This is a genomic window from Candidatus Arsenophonus nilaparvatae (assembly GCF_045346035.1).
Lineage (GTDB): Bacteria > Pseudomonadota > Gammaproteobacteria > Enterobacterales > Enterobacteriaceae > Arsenophonus > Arsenophonus nilaparvatae.
In genome coordinates, this window is the sequence record NZ_CP158507.1 from 400353 (window position 1) to 416518 (window position 16166).

Consider the following 16166-nt stretch of genomic DNA (forward strand, 5'->3'; position numbering starts at 1 on the left):
TAGGATTGCTATATCGGGTATTACACTGACTTTTGTCACTTTCATATCCCAAGTACAGCGACATTTATTTTGTCAGACTAAATTTAGCTAAAATGAAAAATGGGAATATTGAGATTAACCTGACTAATATCTGCAACAATAACAGATAAAAACCAGATTAAACTTTATTGATTGGATAAATCTCGATCAAATTAAACGCTTACTTTAGTAATAACTTAGTTAAATTGCACGCTTAAAATAAAATATATGATAGTTTAAAAATTATTTCAACTTATTTAATAGATCAATACGAAGCTGCTCCATATGGGCAATTTTATGACAAACCTGTTGACCAAACTGGCGAAAATTATTTTCCTGCTTTTTCCATTCTAATTCTAAATCCTGCTGTAATCCGCTTAGTCCACCCAGCAAATTTTGCAGCGACTGATTTGCATCACCACCTGTCAATAATTGTTTACGCCCCATTTCATTAATACTATCTTGCAATATTCCGCCTAAACTTTCATTGAGTAAAATACGGCTGTCAGCTTCAATCGTTTTTAACTGCTGATGATGAAAGATCAGGCTATCGGCGCGTTGTTCAATAACTTTATCAATCTGCTTATCCAAATTTTGTTTTAGTGTATTTAAGCGATTTCTCACTTGACTGTTTTGTCCCATTACCCGAATAACCAAATTATCGAGTATTTGCTTAGCTTCAACTAATTTCTGCTCAGTATGCTGTTTGATCCATGGTAAATTTGCACGAACCACGCTTTGATAAGCAACAGCATGTTCTCTTTGCATCGGGGTTAACGGTAATACTTTATTATTAAAGGTAACTTCACCATCAGGTGTGATCTGCAAATTCCCACTGGCACCTTTAACTTGTATCTGCTGTTTGGTAATAATAATGTCATCTTTAAGATTTACAGAACATTGATGCTCTTTCGCTACGACAAAAGTTGCCATCAATAATGTGCAAATAATTAGTATGATACGTAACATATTTTCTCCTTTAACCAACAGCTTTGTATTGCCATATACTAAAAAACGGAGCGACCTATTCGTTGCGATAATAATTCTAAGGCAGCGCAACCTGACAAAGAGTTCCCTGATTTATTCAATTCAGGTGACCATACCGCTACTGTAAAAGCATTAGGCACAACACAAATGATGCCACCGCCAACACCTGATTTACCCGGTATTCCAATACGAAAAGCAAATTCACCAGAACCATCATACATCCCACAAGTCATCATCAAGGCATTAATTTGTCGGGCTTGAATTGGTGTGATGATCTGATCATTATTTAATAATCGTCCATTGTTGGCTAAATAATTAAAACATTGAGCCAATTCCACACAATTCATACTTAGCGAACAATAATGAAAATAAGTTTCTAATACCGCTAAAACATCGCTCTTGAAATTACCAAAAGATTTCATTAAATAAGCAATTGCTGCATTGCGACTCGCATGCTCCATTTCCGATTTCGCAACTTGGTTATCATAACTAATATCCGTTTGACCGGTAAGAGAACGAACAAACTCCAGCATTCGTTGCTTAGGTGTGCTAAACCGAAACTGCAACATATCAGTAATAATAATAGCCCCGGCATTAATAAAAGGATTCCGCGGTATCCCCTTTTCCATTTCTAATTGTACCAATGAATTAAAGGGTAATCCTGACGGCTCTTTACCAACCCGACACCAAATCTCATCTTCCCGGTAACGGGTCATCGCTAAGGTAAGACCAAGTACTTTAGAAATTGACTGAATAGAAAAACGCTCATATGCATCACCGGCTGAAAATATCTCTCCTTCGACAGTACAAACAGCCATTGCCAAATGATGATTCGGCACTTCTGCTAACGCTGGGATATAATTTGCTACTTTTCCTTGTCCAATCAGAGCACGGACCTGTTGTAAAATATCTATAAGTAATGTATTAGAAAGCGTTGTGTTTAAAGTTTTCATATCTTAATACTATCCGATATTATTTTTATTTCCTATAAATTATCATGATAAAAATATAATCTATTTATTAGAATAATTTTTATCTATTTCCTATTTATGCTTAAAATTCATTCAATTGATGATTAAAAAATTTAATTAATTTCAAAACTCATAATTATCAAGTACCTATTATACAGCTAAATATCACTTAGTTAAGTTAATGACAAAAAAATCTAGCATTCACTATAATATAAAAAACATAATAAAATTTTAACTTATTATATAAAACATAACCACCCAACATTGAGCATCAGTAAAATTAATTAATATATTTAAACAGTTTAATGAATACAATATAAAAATGGATAGCTAGTTAAATACTAATTTAATATTTGTTTTAGCAAATATTATACGCATGCTACTATTAGCTATTTGAAAAATATATTAATATTTTTTATATTTATATAATAAATGGAATGGCAGACAACCAGTTTGATTGATATAAAGCTATTAAAAATATATTGTTGTAATAAAAAACAATATTTATTACTTAAAATTGAAATATTAGAATAATAATTTATTATTTTTACTCAATCAGTTAATATAAATTTGATTTTCTCTTTATTTAGTATGAAAAATTAAAAATAAGACAGCATATTATTTGCCAATTTGCTGATTAACTATCTTCAATTAAAAGATATAAAAACTAAATTTAAAACTGTTATAAAATACATTTATTTTTCTTTAATTAATAATAATTAAAAATACAGTTTTTATAGTAAAAAAATCTATTGATAGACTTATTTACACCAAAAAAATAATCTTTAAATATCGATTAAAAATCCCTTATATCGATTCTTCATTTAGACAAATTAAAGCATGCCAAAAACACTTAGTCACAATAATCTGTCTAATAACATTTAAAGCTGATTAATCCCACCAAATATCAAATAATTCAGAAGTAACCACCTTTTTCATTCCGTGATTTTTTAACCATTCGTCTACTAATTTACGATGCTCTTCTGTACATTTGCCAGTTTTCTCCATACAGATCAATCCTTCCCAATCTAAATAACCACTGGCGTCCATCGCTAAACCATTAGGTTGAATAAGCTCTATAATAAAGGTATCAACCATACTATCAATCTTATCAATGGGCGTTTTAGCGGGAAAAGACCAATTTACTGAGAAACCAACCTCTTGAAATTCGTCTATATGTAGTTTTTTACGTAAACGACGGCTACGCTGTTTAGACATTATTTTATCCTCTCAAACATAAGATCAAATACTCCATGGCCTAACTGCTGGCCACGCTTTTCAAATTTAGTCACCGGTCGCGTAGCGGGTCGCTGAACATAATCGCCTGCTGCTGACAAATTTCGATAATCACTAATTTCACGCATTACATTTAACATATGCTCGGCATAAGGCTGCCAATCGGTTGCCATATGAAATATACCACCTAATTCCAATTTATGTAAAACAAGCTTAGCAAAGGACTGCTGCACAATTCGGCGTTTATTATGCCTTACTTTATGCCAGGGATCAGGGAAAAAAAGTTGCACCATATTTAACGAATCATCTGGCAACATTTTCTCCAATACTTCAATTGCGTCATGACACATAACCCGTAAATTACTCAGATTGGCTTCTTTCGCCGCTGCCAAACAAGCACCAATTCCCGGTGAATGAACTTCAATACCGAGAAAATTTTTAGCCGGATTTTGTTCAGCCATGGCAACTAATGATGCCCCCATACCAAAACCAATTTCCAGGATCACCGGCGCATTATTGCCAAATAGTGAATCAAATGATAGAGGCTCGCCGGTAAAATCTACCCCCATCTTAGGCCATAACATTTGCAGTGCATTTTCCTGACGAGGAGTTAATCTCCCCTGACGGCGGACAAAGCTACGAACACGACGTATTACTTTGCCCTCTTCATTAACTTCTGGAGTAATAACATTTTTCATCATAAGTATTGAGATTATTTTTACCAATTAATACTATTCATAATAGAAATAATTATATTATGAGCAGTTGAATATGAAAATGGCAGGTAAAAAGCATTACTCTATTGACGGAATAAAAAGCTTCATCAAAGCTAATATTTGGCTAAAGAGTAAATATTTATTCCTTGCGGAAAAAACAACTAGCAATGATACCATCGCTCATATCAAAAGCTACTTTTTATAAAACTGTTTAGGGTAAAGACTCTTTATATGGATACACTGCAATTTTCGCAAGCTGTACTTAACTGGTATCATCGTTATGGGCGCAAAACACTTCCCTGGCAACGAGAAAAATCCTCCTATCACGTCTGGTTATCTGAAGTAATGTTGCAGCAAACACAGGTCGCTACCGTAATCCCCTATTTTGAGAAATTTATTAGCCATTTCCCTGACATCATATCTTTAGCAAATGCCCCGCAAGATGAAATCTTACACCTATGGACAGGCCTCGGTTACTATGCCAGAGCCCGCAATTTGCATAAAGCAGCACAACAAATTGTGGCTAAATATGATGGCCATTTCCCCAATAAATTTGACCAAGTTATTTCACTTCCAGGCATCGGACGCTCCACTGCTGGCGCTATTTTATCGTTATCCCAAAACCAACATTTGCCTATCCTGGATGGTAATGTAAAACGCGTGCTTACTCGTTATTATGGAATTGATGGTTGGCCCGGTAAAAAAGAAGTTGAAAACCAACTATGGGCTATCAGTACTCTGTTAACTCCTGCTAATGATGCTCAATATTTTAATCAGGCGATGATGGATATCGGTGCTATGATCTGTAGTCGTAGTAAACCTAAATGCGAACTCTGCCCGTTACAAAAAGGTTGCTATGCTTTTATGAACCACAGCTGGCAAAATTTTCCAGCCAAAAAACCTAAACAGCAAATTCCCACCAAATGTGGCTGGTTTTTGATTCTACAATATGAAAATTCAATTTGGCTGGAAAAGCGTCCTCCTTCTGGTATTTGGGGAGGCTTATATATTTTTCCACAATTTGATACGCTTGATGCACTAAACGAGTGGCTTAATAATTCCGGTATTGTATATAACAAAATTGAGCAATTAATTACATTTCGTCATACCTTTAGCCACTTTCATTTAGATGTTATACCTATTTATGTCACTATTAATCAGTTTTCTGCTTGTATGGATGAAACACAAGGACTTTGGTATAACTTACAGCAAGATATAAAAATTGGCTTAGCAGCACCGGTTGAAAACTTACTTAAACAATTTAGATATTAACTTTACCGTTCTGAGGATCCACTTAATGAGTAGAACTATTTTTTGTACTTTTTTACAACGTGAAGCTGAAGGTTTGGATTTTCAGCTTTATCCTGGTGAAATAGGTAAGCGGATTTTTAATCAAATATCTAAAGAAGCCTGGGGACAATGGATGAGCAAACAAACCATGCTGATCAATGAAAAAAAACTTAGCACGATGAATCCTGAAGACCGAAAGCTATTAGAGCAAGAGATGGTAAAATTTCTGTTTGAGGGGCAAGAAATTCATATTGAAGGCTATACCCCGCCTGAAAAATAATTGTTAACCCCATCAGAATTTTTTCCATTCTGATGGTTTTTTATCTGACAAACTGTGAATGATATGAAAAAGCTGCTGCTCCCTCTGATCATTGTCCAACTTTTGCTGGCTTGCTCCAGTAAAAAAGAGTTCTCATTTCATCCTGAATACATCAAAGATACCAATGGATTTGATATTTTAGTTCAGCAATTTGCTCACAATATTGAGAATATTTGGGGAATTCAGGAAGTGCTGATTGCTGGGCCAAAAGATTATGTCAAATATACCGATCAATACCAAACCCGTAGCCATATTAATTTTGACAGCGGCAGCATCACAATTGAAACCATCGCTGGCGTAGAGCCAAAGGAATACTTAAAAAAAGCCATTGTTACTACTCTATTGATGGGCGATGATCCAGGCTCCATTGATCTCTACTCTGATATTAATAATATTGCTATCAGTAAAGAGCCATTTTTATATGGACAAGTACTTGATCATACGAATCAACCGATCCGCTGGGAATGGCGAGCAACAAAATTTGCCGACTATCTATTAGAAAATAAATTACAGCGACGTCAGTCAGGATTGCACGTCATCTGGTCAATTACTATCCAATTAGTGCCAAATCACCTGGATAAACGTGCTCATAAGTATTTACCATATATCCGCCAGGCAGCGGCAAAATATGGTGTTGATCAATCGTTGATCTTGGCAATTATGCAAATAGAGTCTAGTTTTAATCCTTACGCAGTCAGTCGCTCTGATGCTTTAGGTTTAATGCAAATTATGCCAAACACTGCTGGCAAAGACGTTTTTCGTGCCCAAGGAAAATCAGGCATACCAAGTCGCAATTATTTATTTGATCCTGCCAATAATATTGATCTGGGAACCGCCTATTTATCATTGCTACAAAACACTTATTTAGGTGAAATCACTAATGCTACCTCGCGCCGCTATGCGATCATCACTGCCTATAATGGTGGAGCCGGTAGTGTATTAAGAGTATTCCATAACGATAAAAAGCTGGCAGCACAGATTATTAACCAAATGCCACCCGGTGATGTTTACCAAGCATTAGTGACTAAACATCCGGCTGCGCAATCACGTAATTATCTGATTAAAGTAAATAATGCGCAGAAAAATTATCGTTAACAGCCTTTTTACTTAGTTAAGTTGGTACCCTTATAATAAAGGGTACCATTTCTAATCGGCAAAAAAGCTTCGAACACTTTTTATATACCAGTTGTTAAATTGTTGAAAAAACAAGCATAAGAAAGCTTATTGCAATAATTTTAATTGACGAAAATATCATAATCAGGTTTAATACGCCCTGTTGCCCGGATAGCTCAGTCGGTAGAGCAGAGGATTGAAAATCCTCGTGTCGGTGGTTCGATTCCGCCTCCGGGCACCAAATTCATATCAACGGACCTCTACGGAGGTCCGTTTTTGCATTCTAAGTCCGCCAAAACCAACGCTTCTACAATCCCTTAACTCCACTCAGCTCAATCAACGTCAACCCGCATCAAGTCCCTTGCGAGGGTACAACTGAGGGTATAGTCTGATTCGATAAAATTTATACCCCTTTTTACTATCAGGAGATACCGCCAATGGCGCTCACTGACGCTAAAATCCGTGCAGCTAAACCGGATAAAAAACCTTATAAACTTGCCGACAGCGGCAACATGTTTTTGCTCGTTCACCCTAACGGCTCGCGCTACTGGCGGCTCCGCTACCGGTTTCTGGGCAAAGAGAAAACGCTCGCTCTGGGTGTCTATCCTGAAGTCTCGTTATCAGAAGCAAGGGAAAAACGCGATACGGCGAGGAAGCTGATAGCTGAGGGAACTGACCCGTGCGAACAGAAACGGATCAAAAAGTCGGTACCCGAAACAGCTCAGACATTTGAAGGCATCGCAAGGCAGTGGCATAAGAGCAACAAAAAATGGTCAGCCTCACATAGTGAGAAGATACTGAAAAGTCTCGAGACTCACGTTTTCCCCTTTATCGGCTCACGCGATATTACCACCCTAAGGACTCCCGATTTACTTGTCCCCGTTAAGGCTGCCGAAGCCAAAGAGATCTATGAGATTGCAGCTCGCCTTCAGCAACGTATCACTGCAATCATGCGCTATGCCGCCCAGTCAGGCATTATCAGCTATAACCCTGCCGTAGATATGGCTGGCGCTTTAACGACGGTGAAACGCCAGCATCGCCCTGCCCTCACCTTAAATCGCATTTCAGAGCTCCTTGAACGACTGGATGCATACAGAGGGCAGCCTCTCACCCGACTGGCAACTAAACTAACCCTGCTTATTTTCATCCGTTCCAGTGAACTTCGCTTTGCCAGGTGGTCTGAGATCGACTTCAAGAAAGCCATGTGGACTATTCCTCCCGAGCGGAAACCTATTGACGGGGTCAAGTATTCTCATCGTGGCTCAAAAATGCGGACAGAGCATCTGGTTCCACTCTCAGCTCAGGCGCTGGATATTCTGCAGCAGATCCACACCATCAGTGGAGAACATGAACTGATTTTCACCGGTGATCACAATCCATGGAAACCTATGAGTGAAAATACCGTGAATAACGCATTGCGGCTAATGGGTTACGACACAAAAGTAGATGTATGTGGTCATGGCTTCAGGGCAATGGCCTGTAGTTCGTTGATTGAGTCAGGGTTATGGTCGAGGGATGCTGTTGAACGCCAGATGAGCCATCAGGAACGTAATGGCGTACGTGCAGCTTATATCCATAAAGCGGAATTTCTGGATGAGCGCAGGCTGATGCTGCAATGGTGGGCAGATTTTCTCGATGTAAATGGTGAGAAATCAGTAAGCCCCTTTGACTTTGCAAAACTTCACTCAGGATAGTGGTTCGAATTAAAAGCAGTCTAGTAGGAAGAGGAGGAACGATGCATTGGTATACTGACTACTCTGATGGGCAAGAAGATACTTATAAAACTACAATGGTATAAAAGCTCAGCCCATAAAGGGCTGAGCCTCAGCGTATCCCTTATTTTTTGTAAACGGGGTTTGAGGGCCAATGGAACGAAAACGTACGCTTAGAAGCTAATTCATTGTTAGTTTGGAATTTTTAAACTTATTATGCTCAGTGGCACGAAAACTCACGTTAAAGGATTTTGGTAATGAGATGATAAAAAAGGATCCACAAGGGGTTTACGCCGGAACCACCGAAATTTCCGTTACCCCAGTTTAAGCCCGGATCCGATACCAGACTGGTATGTTGATTATTTATCCCCGTGGCAATATGCCGTGGTGTTCGGGATGCTTTTCGGTTTTAGTTTGCTGCTTGCTATCAGTTATTTAAATAAACCTGATCACCTGTCTGGTTTCTTAGCATTAGTTGTTCTGCTTGTGCCAATTTTTTTAATCACTGGGATGGGGGTTGCACTAACCCTTTCATTTTCCGATAAAGCCTATAATGATATGGGGGGAAGGTAATGGATGAGTTAGTTGCTCTGATTTTGCCGCATAAGGTTGTTTTTTATTATGATGCAGTGGCGGTAGGCGTATTGCTTGCCATCATAACAGTGTATGCCGACTGGTCTTTGTACTTCGCTAACAAAAAACATTGGTGCGAACATAACAAAATAAAATCGTTAAAGGATAACCCAGAGGTTTACAGGTTGTTTACGGAAATAAATAATGGTGCAAGAAAACATCTTTACCTTACTGCCCCATTAAAATTTTTCACTGACTACAAAATGTTTATAACAATAGTGGTGCTGTATTTGAGCATTACGATATTGACACTAGGGTATAATGTTAACTTTTAGTTTATATAGCGGGCGTACGCCCGCATAGTGCCTACAAATCGCAATGCCAGTCTGAATTTTTTCAAGTCTCGAATGTTTTTCTGTATCAAAACCAGCGTGGATTCTGCCTGTCCGGGTTGCGCGGATGGCTGTCCAGCCAGGAACTGGGTTCGCTGGGGACTTATTCGCTAAAAGTCGCAGTGATTGGTATGGCATTCAACTAGAGGATTTTATAGTGTTTTCTGAGGTACTTTGGACAAAATTAAGTAACTATTTTGAGTGAATGTTATACATCACAATGATGTTAACGATAAAAAAGGCGGCAATTGTGAATGCAGATATACGAGATTAAAAACATCAGGTAAAAAATTGCCCCTCACCCGAAAAAAGCGGGAGAGGAGCTGGATGCATCAGCCAGTTCAGGTCTCAGGCTGTTCACGAAGACTGTCTTTTTCCTCCAGTAGCCGACTAGCCAACACTCCGGAAATCATTGAACCATTGACATTAAGTGCCGTACGAGCCATATCTATAATTGGCTCAATCGCAATAAAAATACCCACTAATGCCACCGGGAAATTAAGGGTGGAGAGGACGATAAGAGCCGCCAAGGTCCCACCGCCGCCAACACCCGCCACACCAATTGAACCAAGAGCAATAGCCGGTAGCATTGCCGCAAGGAAAGTCAATGAAAGAGGGTCTATGCCCATCGTCGGCGCAATCATGGCCACAATTACCGCTGGATAAATCCCGGCGCAGCCGTTTTGCCCCATACTTGAACCAAAAGAAGCGGCAATGTTGGCGACGGTATCAGGAACACCAAATTTTTTCTGCACCGTAATCGCCAACGGAATTGACGCGGCACTGCTGCGGGAAACAAAAGCGAATGTCAACGCTGGCCATACAGTTCGGAAATACTGAACCGGATTTCGCCCGGCAATAACCAACAAAATAGCGTGCACAATAAACATCATCAGCACAGCCAGGTAGCAGGTGGCAATAAAACCCAGCAAACTGACAAACTGCTCCAGTCTGTAGGCCGAAAATACCTTAGTCATCAGAGCCATAACACCATAAGGCGTCATGGCGATAACTATCCTGACCATTTTCATTACCCAGAACTGGACAGCATTGATGCCAGCACTAAGCTGCTCTCCCTCCTGAGGCGCTTCTTTTTTTACTTTCAGTAGTGCAACGCCAGCCAGTAGGGTGAATACCACAATTCCGATAACGGATACACTGCGTGCACCGGTCAGATCGAGAAACAGGTTCGTGGGGATAAGCGAAGTAATAAGTTTCGGCAGCGACACTGTAGCAGTTTTCGCTACATCATCAGCTGTCAGAGTGGACTGAAGATGGGCAAATACACTGGCGTCGAGCCCGATAGTACGGGCGGTCAACAGGCCAATGAACCCGGCTATCATAACCAGGAACAACATGCAGCCGACGATCGTCAGTGACATTTTGCCAATACCGGCACTGTGCTCCAGTTTATTAATGGCGGAAAGAATGGATATAAAAATAAGCGGGATCGCGACCAGTTTCAGCAGGTTAACGTAACCGTTACCAACAATGTCATACCAGTCGGTGACCTGATTTCTGGCCTCAGCGCTGACAAAGTGGAGTGAAATACCGATAAGTACGCCGAAAAACATACCGATAAAGACACTTTTTGACAGAGAGTCCCTGTGAAGGTCAACTTTAAAAATACTGTAACTGCACAATAAAAAGATCGCGATGTACGCGAGAATGGTGAACATAATGTATCCTCTTGCCTCATTCAGCACCTGAAATGCCGGAAAGAGCCGAATTGAAAAACCCTATCCAATACATGGAATTGGGGCACGGGAGGGATTATAGAAAATGAGGGTTCCGGGAACTACAAAAAAGATGGGATCATGTTCCACAAATAGCGAGTTCACTCGCATTTTCATCTAATGATGATCAACAACATCGCTGTGAACGTCGTGAATTAAGCACAGCAAAGTTATAAATGCTGGCTCTTTGCCGCTCGAACCCGCAGCATGTCGTTCGTATCTGGTAAACAAATATTTCACCGCAGACCTGCCCGGCACCCCTGCTTCCCGGCCAAAGTACAACTGCGGGCGAACGTTATCAGGCTAATTTTACCCAACGATCCTCACGAGGCGCTTACAGTAAATTTTGCGCCAGGCAGCTAACGCCGATGTAAACGGTGCTCGTAATATTTTAGCGACAGGACATGCCGTATTTGCTTAGGAGGATGATGCAGTCAAACCCTCCGTTGAAGCAGGAGCCCACCGAGGCGAGTCAAGTTACGGTCTGAACGTTGTCGTAATCCCCATCTGATATCTACATAAAGTTTCCGGGGAGCTTGACTCAGCATAAAATCGTTCGAGCACAGGCTGATACAATCTTCTGAACTAACGCAGGATACTGGCTCAGGAATGGAAAAGTTCTATTTAAGCGTTCCCTTCGATGAAAAAGACATAGCTAACACGCTGGGAACCAGAAAAAAGAAAGTGAAGGGCTTCCTGGATGCGATAAACAGCGTCTATCCGGACTGTACGTGAGAAGCATGCCTGTACTCAGTGCGATGCCATCGTGCAGGCCCCCGCATCTTCACGGCCCATCGAATGGGGTACCGGACTCTTTCCCGCAATAGTAAGGAATGAGTATTATGAAAAAACTGCCATTCGGAAACATCAATGCCCCCACTGAGAATGAAAATAGAAATGATTTACGGATACGGAACATATCGCAATCAATCAATAAATTGATATTAAACAACAAAATAAAAATATCGCCTTTGAATCATTTACTGTAAGGAGTAAATTATTAGCAGGCTATTTTATAAATAGACTGAGGGATTATCACGAGGGACGACGGTCAGAAGACCAAAATATTCAGAAGGCTTTAACCCAATGAATACCGAAAAACTTGCTATTCTTCAGCAGCGAAGCATTGCTTCACACGCTGCTCATTCCGATATACACAATGAGTCAAATCTGAATGATGCTCCTTATCCCCGGGCAAAAGCGCTGCGGGATATTTATTTCCAAACTCTTTCATCTGTGGATACCGAATTTCCCTACTGGTATACCCGTAAGTGGGATGAACTGGCTGATGATGTGGCGATCGTTCGCCGTGCAGAAGCCCTGAAATGTGCTTTTTCCCATTTAACACCCAATATTTTCCCCGGCGAAAAATTGGTCATGCAGAAAACGGCTTACTACCGTGGCTCTTTTCCGATGCCATGGCTGTCGGAGAGTTTTTTTCTGGCTAACGCTGATGAGTTGACCTCTCGTGCTGATACCGGTAGCGACAGTGCTGGAAAGCTCTCTCATTTTGGCAACGGCGGCGGTAATGTGACGCAAAGTGCCGGCAATATTGTGTCCATTGCCGGCAAATTTGGTATTCGTGCTGAACAAACTCCAGCTCTGATTACTTTAGCCAGAGCCTGGGAGGGACGTTCGGTTGAAGCGCTCGGACACAAGTACGAAATGCTGATACCAGATTACCAGATAAAAGAAAACATCATGAAGTCCGTGATTTGCATGTTCGATTCCGGTTATACCATTCCGCAGGGGCGTGAGGTCATCAACTACTACTACCCGCTTCAGTATGGACTGGATGGTATTAAAAATTTTGCCCTCGAGCAGCGCGACCTGGTTGCCGGAAATGCTAACGGCGATGGCATCATCGGCATGGACCGGCTCTATTACTACGACGCAGTGCGCATCATTATTGAAGGGCTACAAAACTGGATCTATCACTACGAGCAACACGCGCGTGTTCTTGCCGAACGCACTGATGATGAGCAACAGCGCCAGGAATATACTGACATTGCGGAATGTCTGGCGTGGATTGCCCATCATCAGCCCCGTACCTTCCACGAAGCTCTGCAACTCAGTTACACCATGCACCTTGCCGTGCTGAATGAAGATGCCGCCTCAGGAATGTCGCCGGGACGCATTGGGCAGATTCTCTGGCCTTGGTTCGAACAGGATATTGCTGCAGGGCGCCTTGATGAAGAAGAAGCGCTGGAACTCCTTCAGCTTCACCGTATTAAACTCACTTGCGTGGACTGTTTCGCTTCCACAGGGGTAGTGGGTGGTGTACTTTCCGGCAATACTTTCAACAATGTGGTGCTTGGTGGACTGAAAAAAGAAGGTTCATCCGCCGCTAACCGGCTTGAAGAGCTGATCCTGGAAGCGGGTATTCGCTGTCAGTCCCCGCAGCCGACTCTGAGCGTGCTGTATGACGAAAAAGTACCGGAATCCTTCCTTCTTAAAGCCGTTGAATGCACGAAAACCGGTGTGGGCTATCCAGCCTGGGTTAACAATCAGGTGGGGATGCAGTTCCTGTTAAACCAGTACGCGGCTGAAGGAATGGATGTGGAGGAGGCTCGAGCCATTGCTCTTGGTGGTTGCCTTGAAACCTCACCGGGTTCGTTCCTGCCGCTGACGCTAAATGGCAAACAGTACGATCTTCCCGGCGGATCCGGGCAGACTGCCGGCACTGGCGTGCACTTTCTTGCGAATCCAAAAATCCTTGAACTCGTCCTCACTAACGGTCTGGACAAACGTACAGGTACTCAGGTTTATCCGCCGCACAATTTGAAGCCAGACAGCTTCGAACAGTTATGGGAACAATTCACCCGTTATTATGCACAGACCTGCGATGTGGTGGCTAAAGCAAACAACATTCAGATGGATATCTGGCGTAAAAATAATATGTCCATTATGAACTCCTTCCTGAAGCCGGATTGCCTGCGCGACGGTAAGCATATCGGCCAGATGGGCTACCGCTACAATGCCACTTATAACATTGAAAGCTGCGGCACTATCACTTGCATCAATTCGCTGGCGGCCATTAAAAAACTGGTGTTTGACGACAAAGCGTATCCCCTTGAACAACTGACGGACGCATTGCTGAACAACTTCGGTTACCAGACAGCCGAAGAAAGCGGCAATTATTCCATGGCTGAGCAGCGTAAGGCTAATACAGGCAGACGCTTTGATGATATTCATGCCGCCTGCCTGAATGCGCCTAAATTTGGCAATAATGATCCTTATGTAGATGATTTACTGAAAATGTACGAAGCCTGGTTCTGTACGATGGCGCGTCAGTATGAATCGCTGTACGGCAAAAAAATGTACCGTTGCCAGATCTCAGTTTCCACACACGGTCCACAAGGTGCCTGTACGCTGGCGAGTGCTGACGGACGGCTGGCGGGAACGACTTACTCAGACGGATCCATGTCCGCCTATCCAGGCACCGATCGCAACGGCCCCTATGCGTTATTTAGTTCCGCGACGGTCTGGGATCACAGCCAGTCTCAGAACTCACAGATGAACCTGAAACTGCATCCCACTTCTGTACGTGGCGCATCGGGCTCGCGCAAACTGCTGGAACTAACCCGCAGCTATCTGCGGAAAGGCGGGTTCCATATTCAGTACAACATTGTTGATTCCAGAACGCTGCGGGATGCGCAGCAGCACCCTGAAAACTACCGTGAGTTGATGGTTCGCGTCGCGGGATTTACGCAGTACTGGTGTGAAATTGGTAAGCCGATTCAGGATGAAGTGATAGCCAGAACAGAATACGAGGAGATGTAATCATGTGTGAATGCAACCATACCCACTGCCATAATTTCTGCCCCATTGACGTCGCCAAAGGTTTATGTCGTCTGAGCGGAAACCTCATCATGATTGACACTCCTGTCTGTGAGAACTACAACGAAAAGCCGCGTTGTGAACATTGCAGACACTACTGCGACAAAACCTCACCTGCGCAGTGTCTGGGGTTTGGCAAACCTTACTGGGTAGATGCCAGTACAAACGCCGGACTGTGTGACGCATTTACACGCCGTTAACTATGACTCAGGTTGCTCTGAACCCGCTGTCCGGGCGGGTTCTTTTTTACAGGAGACATGCTATGGATGTTGAAAAGGGCCTGATTTTTGATATTCAGAGCCACTCAATCCATGATGGTCCCGGTAGTCGTACCACTCTTTTTATGAGTGGTTGCCGTCTGAGCTGCCAGTGGTGCGCCAATCCGGAAAGCTGGCAACCGCAGGAAAAAATGCTGTTCAGTGAGATGCGTTGTGTCGCATCACAAGGGTGTACCCGATGCGTGGAGAATTGTGCCTGCCAGGCTATCACGATTGCTGGCGGAAAACTCATGCTGGATAACGCTCAGTGTCAGGTGTGTCGGGCATTAACCTGCATCGACGCCTGTCCATCGCAGGCGCTGAAGCGTTGTGGTTATAACTATTCCGCGGAAGCATTGTTACAACGTTTACAGCATGACCGGGATTTCTGGGGTGAAGAAGGCGGTGTGACATTCAGCGGCGGCGATCCTTTTGTTCAGCATCGCTTCCTGGAAAATATCGCTCATCGCTGCCGGGAGGCCGGGATCCATACTGCCATTGAGACCACGGCATATGTTCGAGAAGACATTTTCCTGAGTACGATGCGGTTTATTGATTTCGCTTTTATCGATGTTAAACATTTGGATACGCATCTCCATCGCCAGTATACCGGCGTGGATAACACACTTATCCTGAGCAATATCCGTGCTCTGGTTCAGCAAGGCTGGACAGGTCGCCTGGTGCTTCGTGTACCTATGATTGCTGGTATCAATGATACCGACGACAACATGCAGGCGCTGGCAACATTTATGAAGTCTGCTGGTGTATACGAAGTAAATCTGCTGCCCTTCCATCGATTAGGAGAATCGAAATGGCAGCAACTAGGAAAAACATATCCGGGACAGCACTGGCAACCCCCTACTGATGTTGAGCTGTCAGCGTTTGAGCTTTTCTTTACCCAACAGCGGCTGGCTTGCTATATCGGGAGCGACACACCTTTTTGACTACATAAGCCCACTGAAAATTGATAAATGAGACCCGGCAATTTAGCCAGGGAAACCTTATA

15 protein-coding genes, 1 tRNA gene and 2 pseudogenes are annotated in these 16166 nt (G+C 42.3%); 13 read left to right on the top strand and 5 right to left on the bottom strand.

The features are described 5' to 3' along the window. Positions 1 to 261: 261 nt before the first annotated feature. From WH390_RS01905 to trmB, 4 genes are all read right to left on the bottom strand, one after another. On the bottom strand, positions 262 to 987 hold the full coding sequence (locus tag WH390_RS01905) for a DUF2884 family protein (protein ID WP_032115527.1): 726 nt from the start codon (positions 985 to 987) through the stop codon (positions 262 to 264). Positions 988 to 1025: 38 nt separating this feature from the next. Then, a complete protein-coding gene (gene glsB, locus WH390_RS01910; protein WP_032115528.1) occupies positions 1026 to 1958 on the bottom strand; it encodes a glutaminase B in 933 nt (310 codons plus the stop codon). A 909-nt stretch (positions 1959 to 2867) separates the two neighbouring features. Then, complete coding sequence (locus WH390_RS01915; protein ID WP_032115529.1) at positions 2868 to 3194, bottom strand: YggL family protein; 327 nt, start codon at positions 3192 to 3194, stop codon at positions 2868 to 2870. Then, positions 3194 to 3913, bottom strand: coding sequence for a tRNA (guanosine(46)-N7)-methyltransferase TrmB (gene trmB / locus WH390_RS01920; protein WP_032115530.1), 720 nt, complete (start codon positions 3911 to 3913; stop codon positions 3194 to 3196). The genes WH390_RS01915 and trmB overlap by 1 nt, the downstream gene beginning before the upstream one ends. A gap of 70 nt (positions 3914 to 3983) precedes the next feature. Between trmB and WH390_RS01925 the strand changes: the two genes are divergently transcribed. From WH390_RS01925 to WH390_RS01960, 8 genes are all read left to right on the top strand, one after another. Continuing rightward, entirely contained in the window at positions 3984 to 4133 is a 150-nt protein-coding gene (locus WH390_RS01925; RefSeq protein ID WP_187290952.1) for a hypothetical protein, read from the top strand. A gap of 26 nt (positions 4134 to 4159) precedes the next feature. After that, positions 4160 to 5200, top strand: coding sequence for an A/G-specific adenine glycosylase (mutY, locus tag WH390_RS01930; RefSeq protein WP_032115531.1), 1041 nt, complete (start codon positions 4160 to 4162; stop codon positions 5198 to 5200). A gap of 25 nt (positions 5201 to 5225) precedes the next feature. Then, positions 5226 to 5498 (top strand): oxidative damage protection protein, encoded by a 273-nt coding sequence (locus tag WH390_RS01935; RefSeq protein ID WP_032115532.1) that lies wholly within the window; start codon positions 5226 to 5228, stop codon positions 5496 to 5498. Positions 5499 to 5561: 63 nt separating this feature from the next. Beyond that, positions 5562 to 6632 (top strand): membrane-bound lytic murein transglycosylase MltC, encoded by a 1071-nt coding sequence (gene mltC / locus WH390_RS01940; RefSeq protein WP_032115533.1) that lies wholly within the window; start codon positions 5562 to 5564, stop codon positions 6630 to 6632. A gap of 183 nt (positions 6633 to 6815) precedes the next feature. Next, positions 6816 to 6891, top strand: a tRNA-Phe gene (locus WH390_RS01945). A 196-nt stretch (positions 6892 to 7087) separates the two neighbouring features. Further along, entirely contained in the window at positions 7088 to 8344 is a 1257-nt protein-coding gene (locus tag WH390_RS01950; RefSeq protein WP_406850626.1) for a tyrosine-type recombinase/integrase, read from the top strand. 414 nt (positions 8345 to 8758) lie between these two features. Further along, positions 8759 to 8935 (top strand): hypothetical protein, encoded by a 177-nt coding sequence (locus tag WH390_RS01955; protein ID WP_187290953.1) that lies wholly within the window; start codon positions 8759 to 8761, stop codon positions 8933 to 8935. After that, a complete protein-coding gene (locus WH390_RS01960) occupies positions 8935 to 9270 on the top strand; it encodes a hypothetical protein (RefSeq protein ID WP_032115535.1) in 336 nt (111 codons plus the stop codon). The genes WH390_RS01955 and WH390_RS01960 overlap by 1 nt, the downstream gene beginning before the upstream one ends. Before the next feature lie 398 nt (positions 9271 to 9668). Here WH390_RS01960 and WH390_RS01965 read toward each other — a convergent pair whose 3' ends face one another. After that, positions 9669 to 11006 (bottom strand): cation:dicarboxylate symporter family transporter, encoded by a 1338-nt coding sequence (locus WH390_RS01965; protein WP_032115536.1) that lies wholly within the window; start codon positions 11004 to 11006, stop codon positions 9669 to 9671. Between the two features lie 415 nt (positions 11007 to 11421). Here WH390_RS01965 and WH390_RS01970 point away from each other — a divergent pair. The 5 genes and pseudogenes from WH390_RS01970 to hpdA all read left to right on the top strand — a co-directional run. Beyond that, positions 11422 to 11551 (top strand): annotated as a pseudogene (locus tag WH390_RS01970) (RNA-guided endonuclease TnpB family protein); the annotation flags it as partial. Between the two features lie 230 nt (positions 11552 to 11781). Then, positions 11782 to 11862: pseudogene (locus tag WH390_RS01975) on the top strand (hypothetical protein); the annotation flags it as partial. A gap of 287 nt (positions 11863 to 12149) precedes the next feature. Then, positions 12150 to 14846, top strand: coding sequence for a 4-hydroxyphenylacetate decarboxylase large subunit (gene hpdB / locus WH390_RS01980; RefSeq protein ID WP_406850627.1), 2697 nt, complete (start codon positions 12150 to 12152; stop codon positions 14844 to 14846). A gap of 2 nt (positions 14847 to 14848) precedes the next feature. Next, complete coding sequence (gene hpdC, locus WH390_RS01985) at positions 14849 to 15103, top strand: 4-hydroxyphenylacetate decarboxylase small subunit (RefSeq protein ID WP_148305563.1); 255 nt, start codon at positions 14849 to 14851, stop codon at positions 15101 to 15103. A gap of 62 nt (positions 15104 to 15165) precedes the next feature. Then, complete coding sequence (hpdA, locus tag WH390_RS01990; protein WP_032115538.1) at positions 15166 to 16104, top strand: 4-hydroxyphenylacetate decarboxylase activase; 939 nt, start codon at positions 15166 to 15168, stop codon at positions 16102 to 16104. Positions 16105 to 16166 lie beyond the last annotated feature (62 nt).

Bases quoted from the DNA above. Each gene is read 5' to 3' on its own strand.
- WH390_RS01955 (WP_187290953.1), top strand. From the start codon at position 8,759: ATGCTTTTCGGTTTTAGTTTGCTGCTTGCTATCAGTTATTTAAATAAA.
- WH390_RS01935 (WP_032115532.1), top strand. From the start codon at position 5,226: ATGAGTAGAACTATTTTTTGTACTTTTTTACAACGTGAAGCTGAAGGT.
- WH390_RS01925 (WP_187290952.1), top strand. From the start codon at position 3,984: ATGAAAATGGCAGGTAAAAAGCATTACTCTATTGACGGAATAAAAAGC.
- hpdA (WP_032115538.1), top strand. From the start codon at position 15,166: ATGGATGTTGAAAAGGGCCTGATTTTTGATATTCAGAGCCACTCAATC.
- WH390_RS01960 (WP_032115535.1), top strand. From the start codon at position 8,935: ATGGATGAGTTAGTTGCTCTGATTTTGCCGCATAAGGTTGTTTTTTAT.
- WH390_RS01950 (WP_406850626.1), top strand. From the start codon at position 7,088: ATGGCGCTCACTGACGCTAAAATCCGTGCAGCTAAACCGGATAAAAAA.
- mltC (WP_032115533.1), top strand. From the start codon at position 5,562: ATGAAAAAGCTGCTGCTCCCTCTGATCATTGTCCAACTTTTGCTGGCT.
- trmB (WP_032115530.1), bottom strand. From the start codon at position 3,913: ATGATGAAAAATGTTATTACTCCAGAAGTTAATGAAGAGGGCAAAGTA.
- WH390_RS01915 (WP_032115529.1), bottom strand. From the start codon at position 3,194: ATGTCTAAACAGCGTAGCCGTCGTTTACGTAAAAAACTACATATAGAC.
- hpdB (WP_406850627.1), top strand. From the start codon at position 12,150: ATGAATACCGAAAAACTTGCTATTCTTCAGCAGCGAAGCATTGCTTCA.
- hpdC (WP_148305563.1), top strand. From the start codon at position 14,849: ATGTGTGAATGCAACCATACCCACTGCCATAATTTCTGCCCCATTGAC.
- WH390_RS01965 (WP_032115536.1), bottom strand. From the start codon at position 11,006: ATGTTCACCATTCTCGCGTACATCGCGATCTTTTTATTGTGCAGTTAC.
- glsB (WP_032115528.1), bottom strand. From the start codon at position 1,958: ATGAAAACTTTAAACACAACGCTTTCTAATACATTACTTATAGATATT.
- WH390_RS01905 (WP_032115527.1), bottom strand. From the start codon at position 987: ATGTTACGTATCATACTAATTATTTGCACATTATTGATGGCAACTTTT.
- mutY (WP_032115531.1), top strand. From the start codon at position 4,160: ATGGATACACTGCAATTTTCGCAAGCTGTACTTAACTGGTATCATCGT.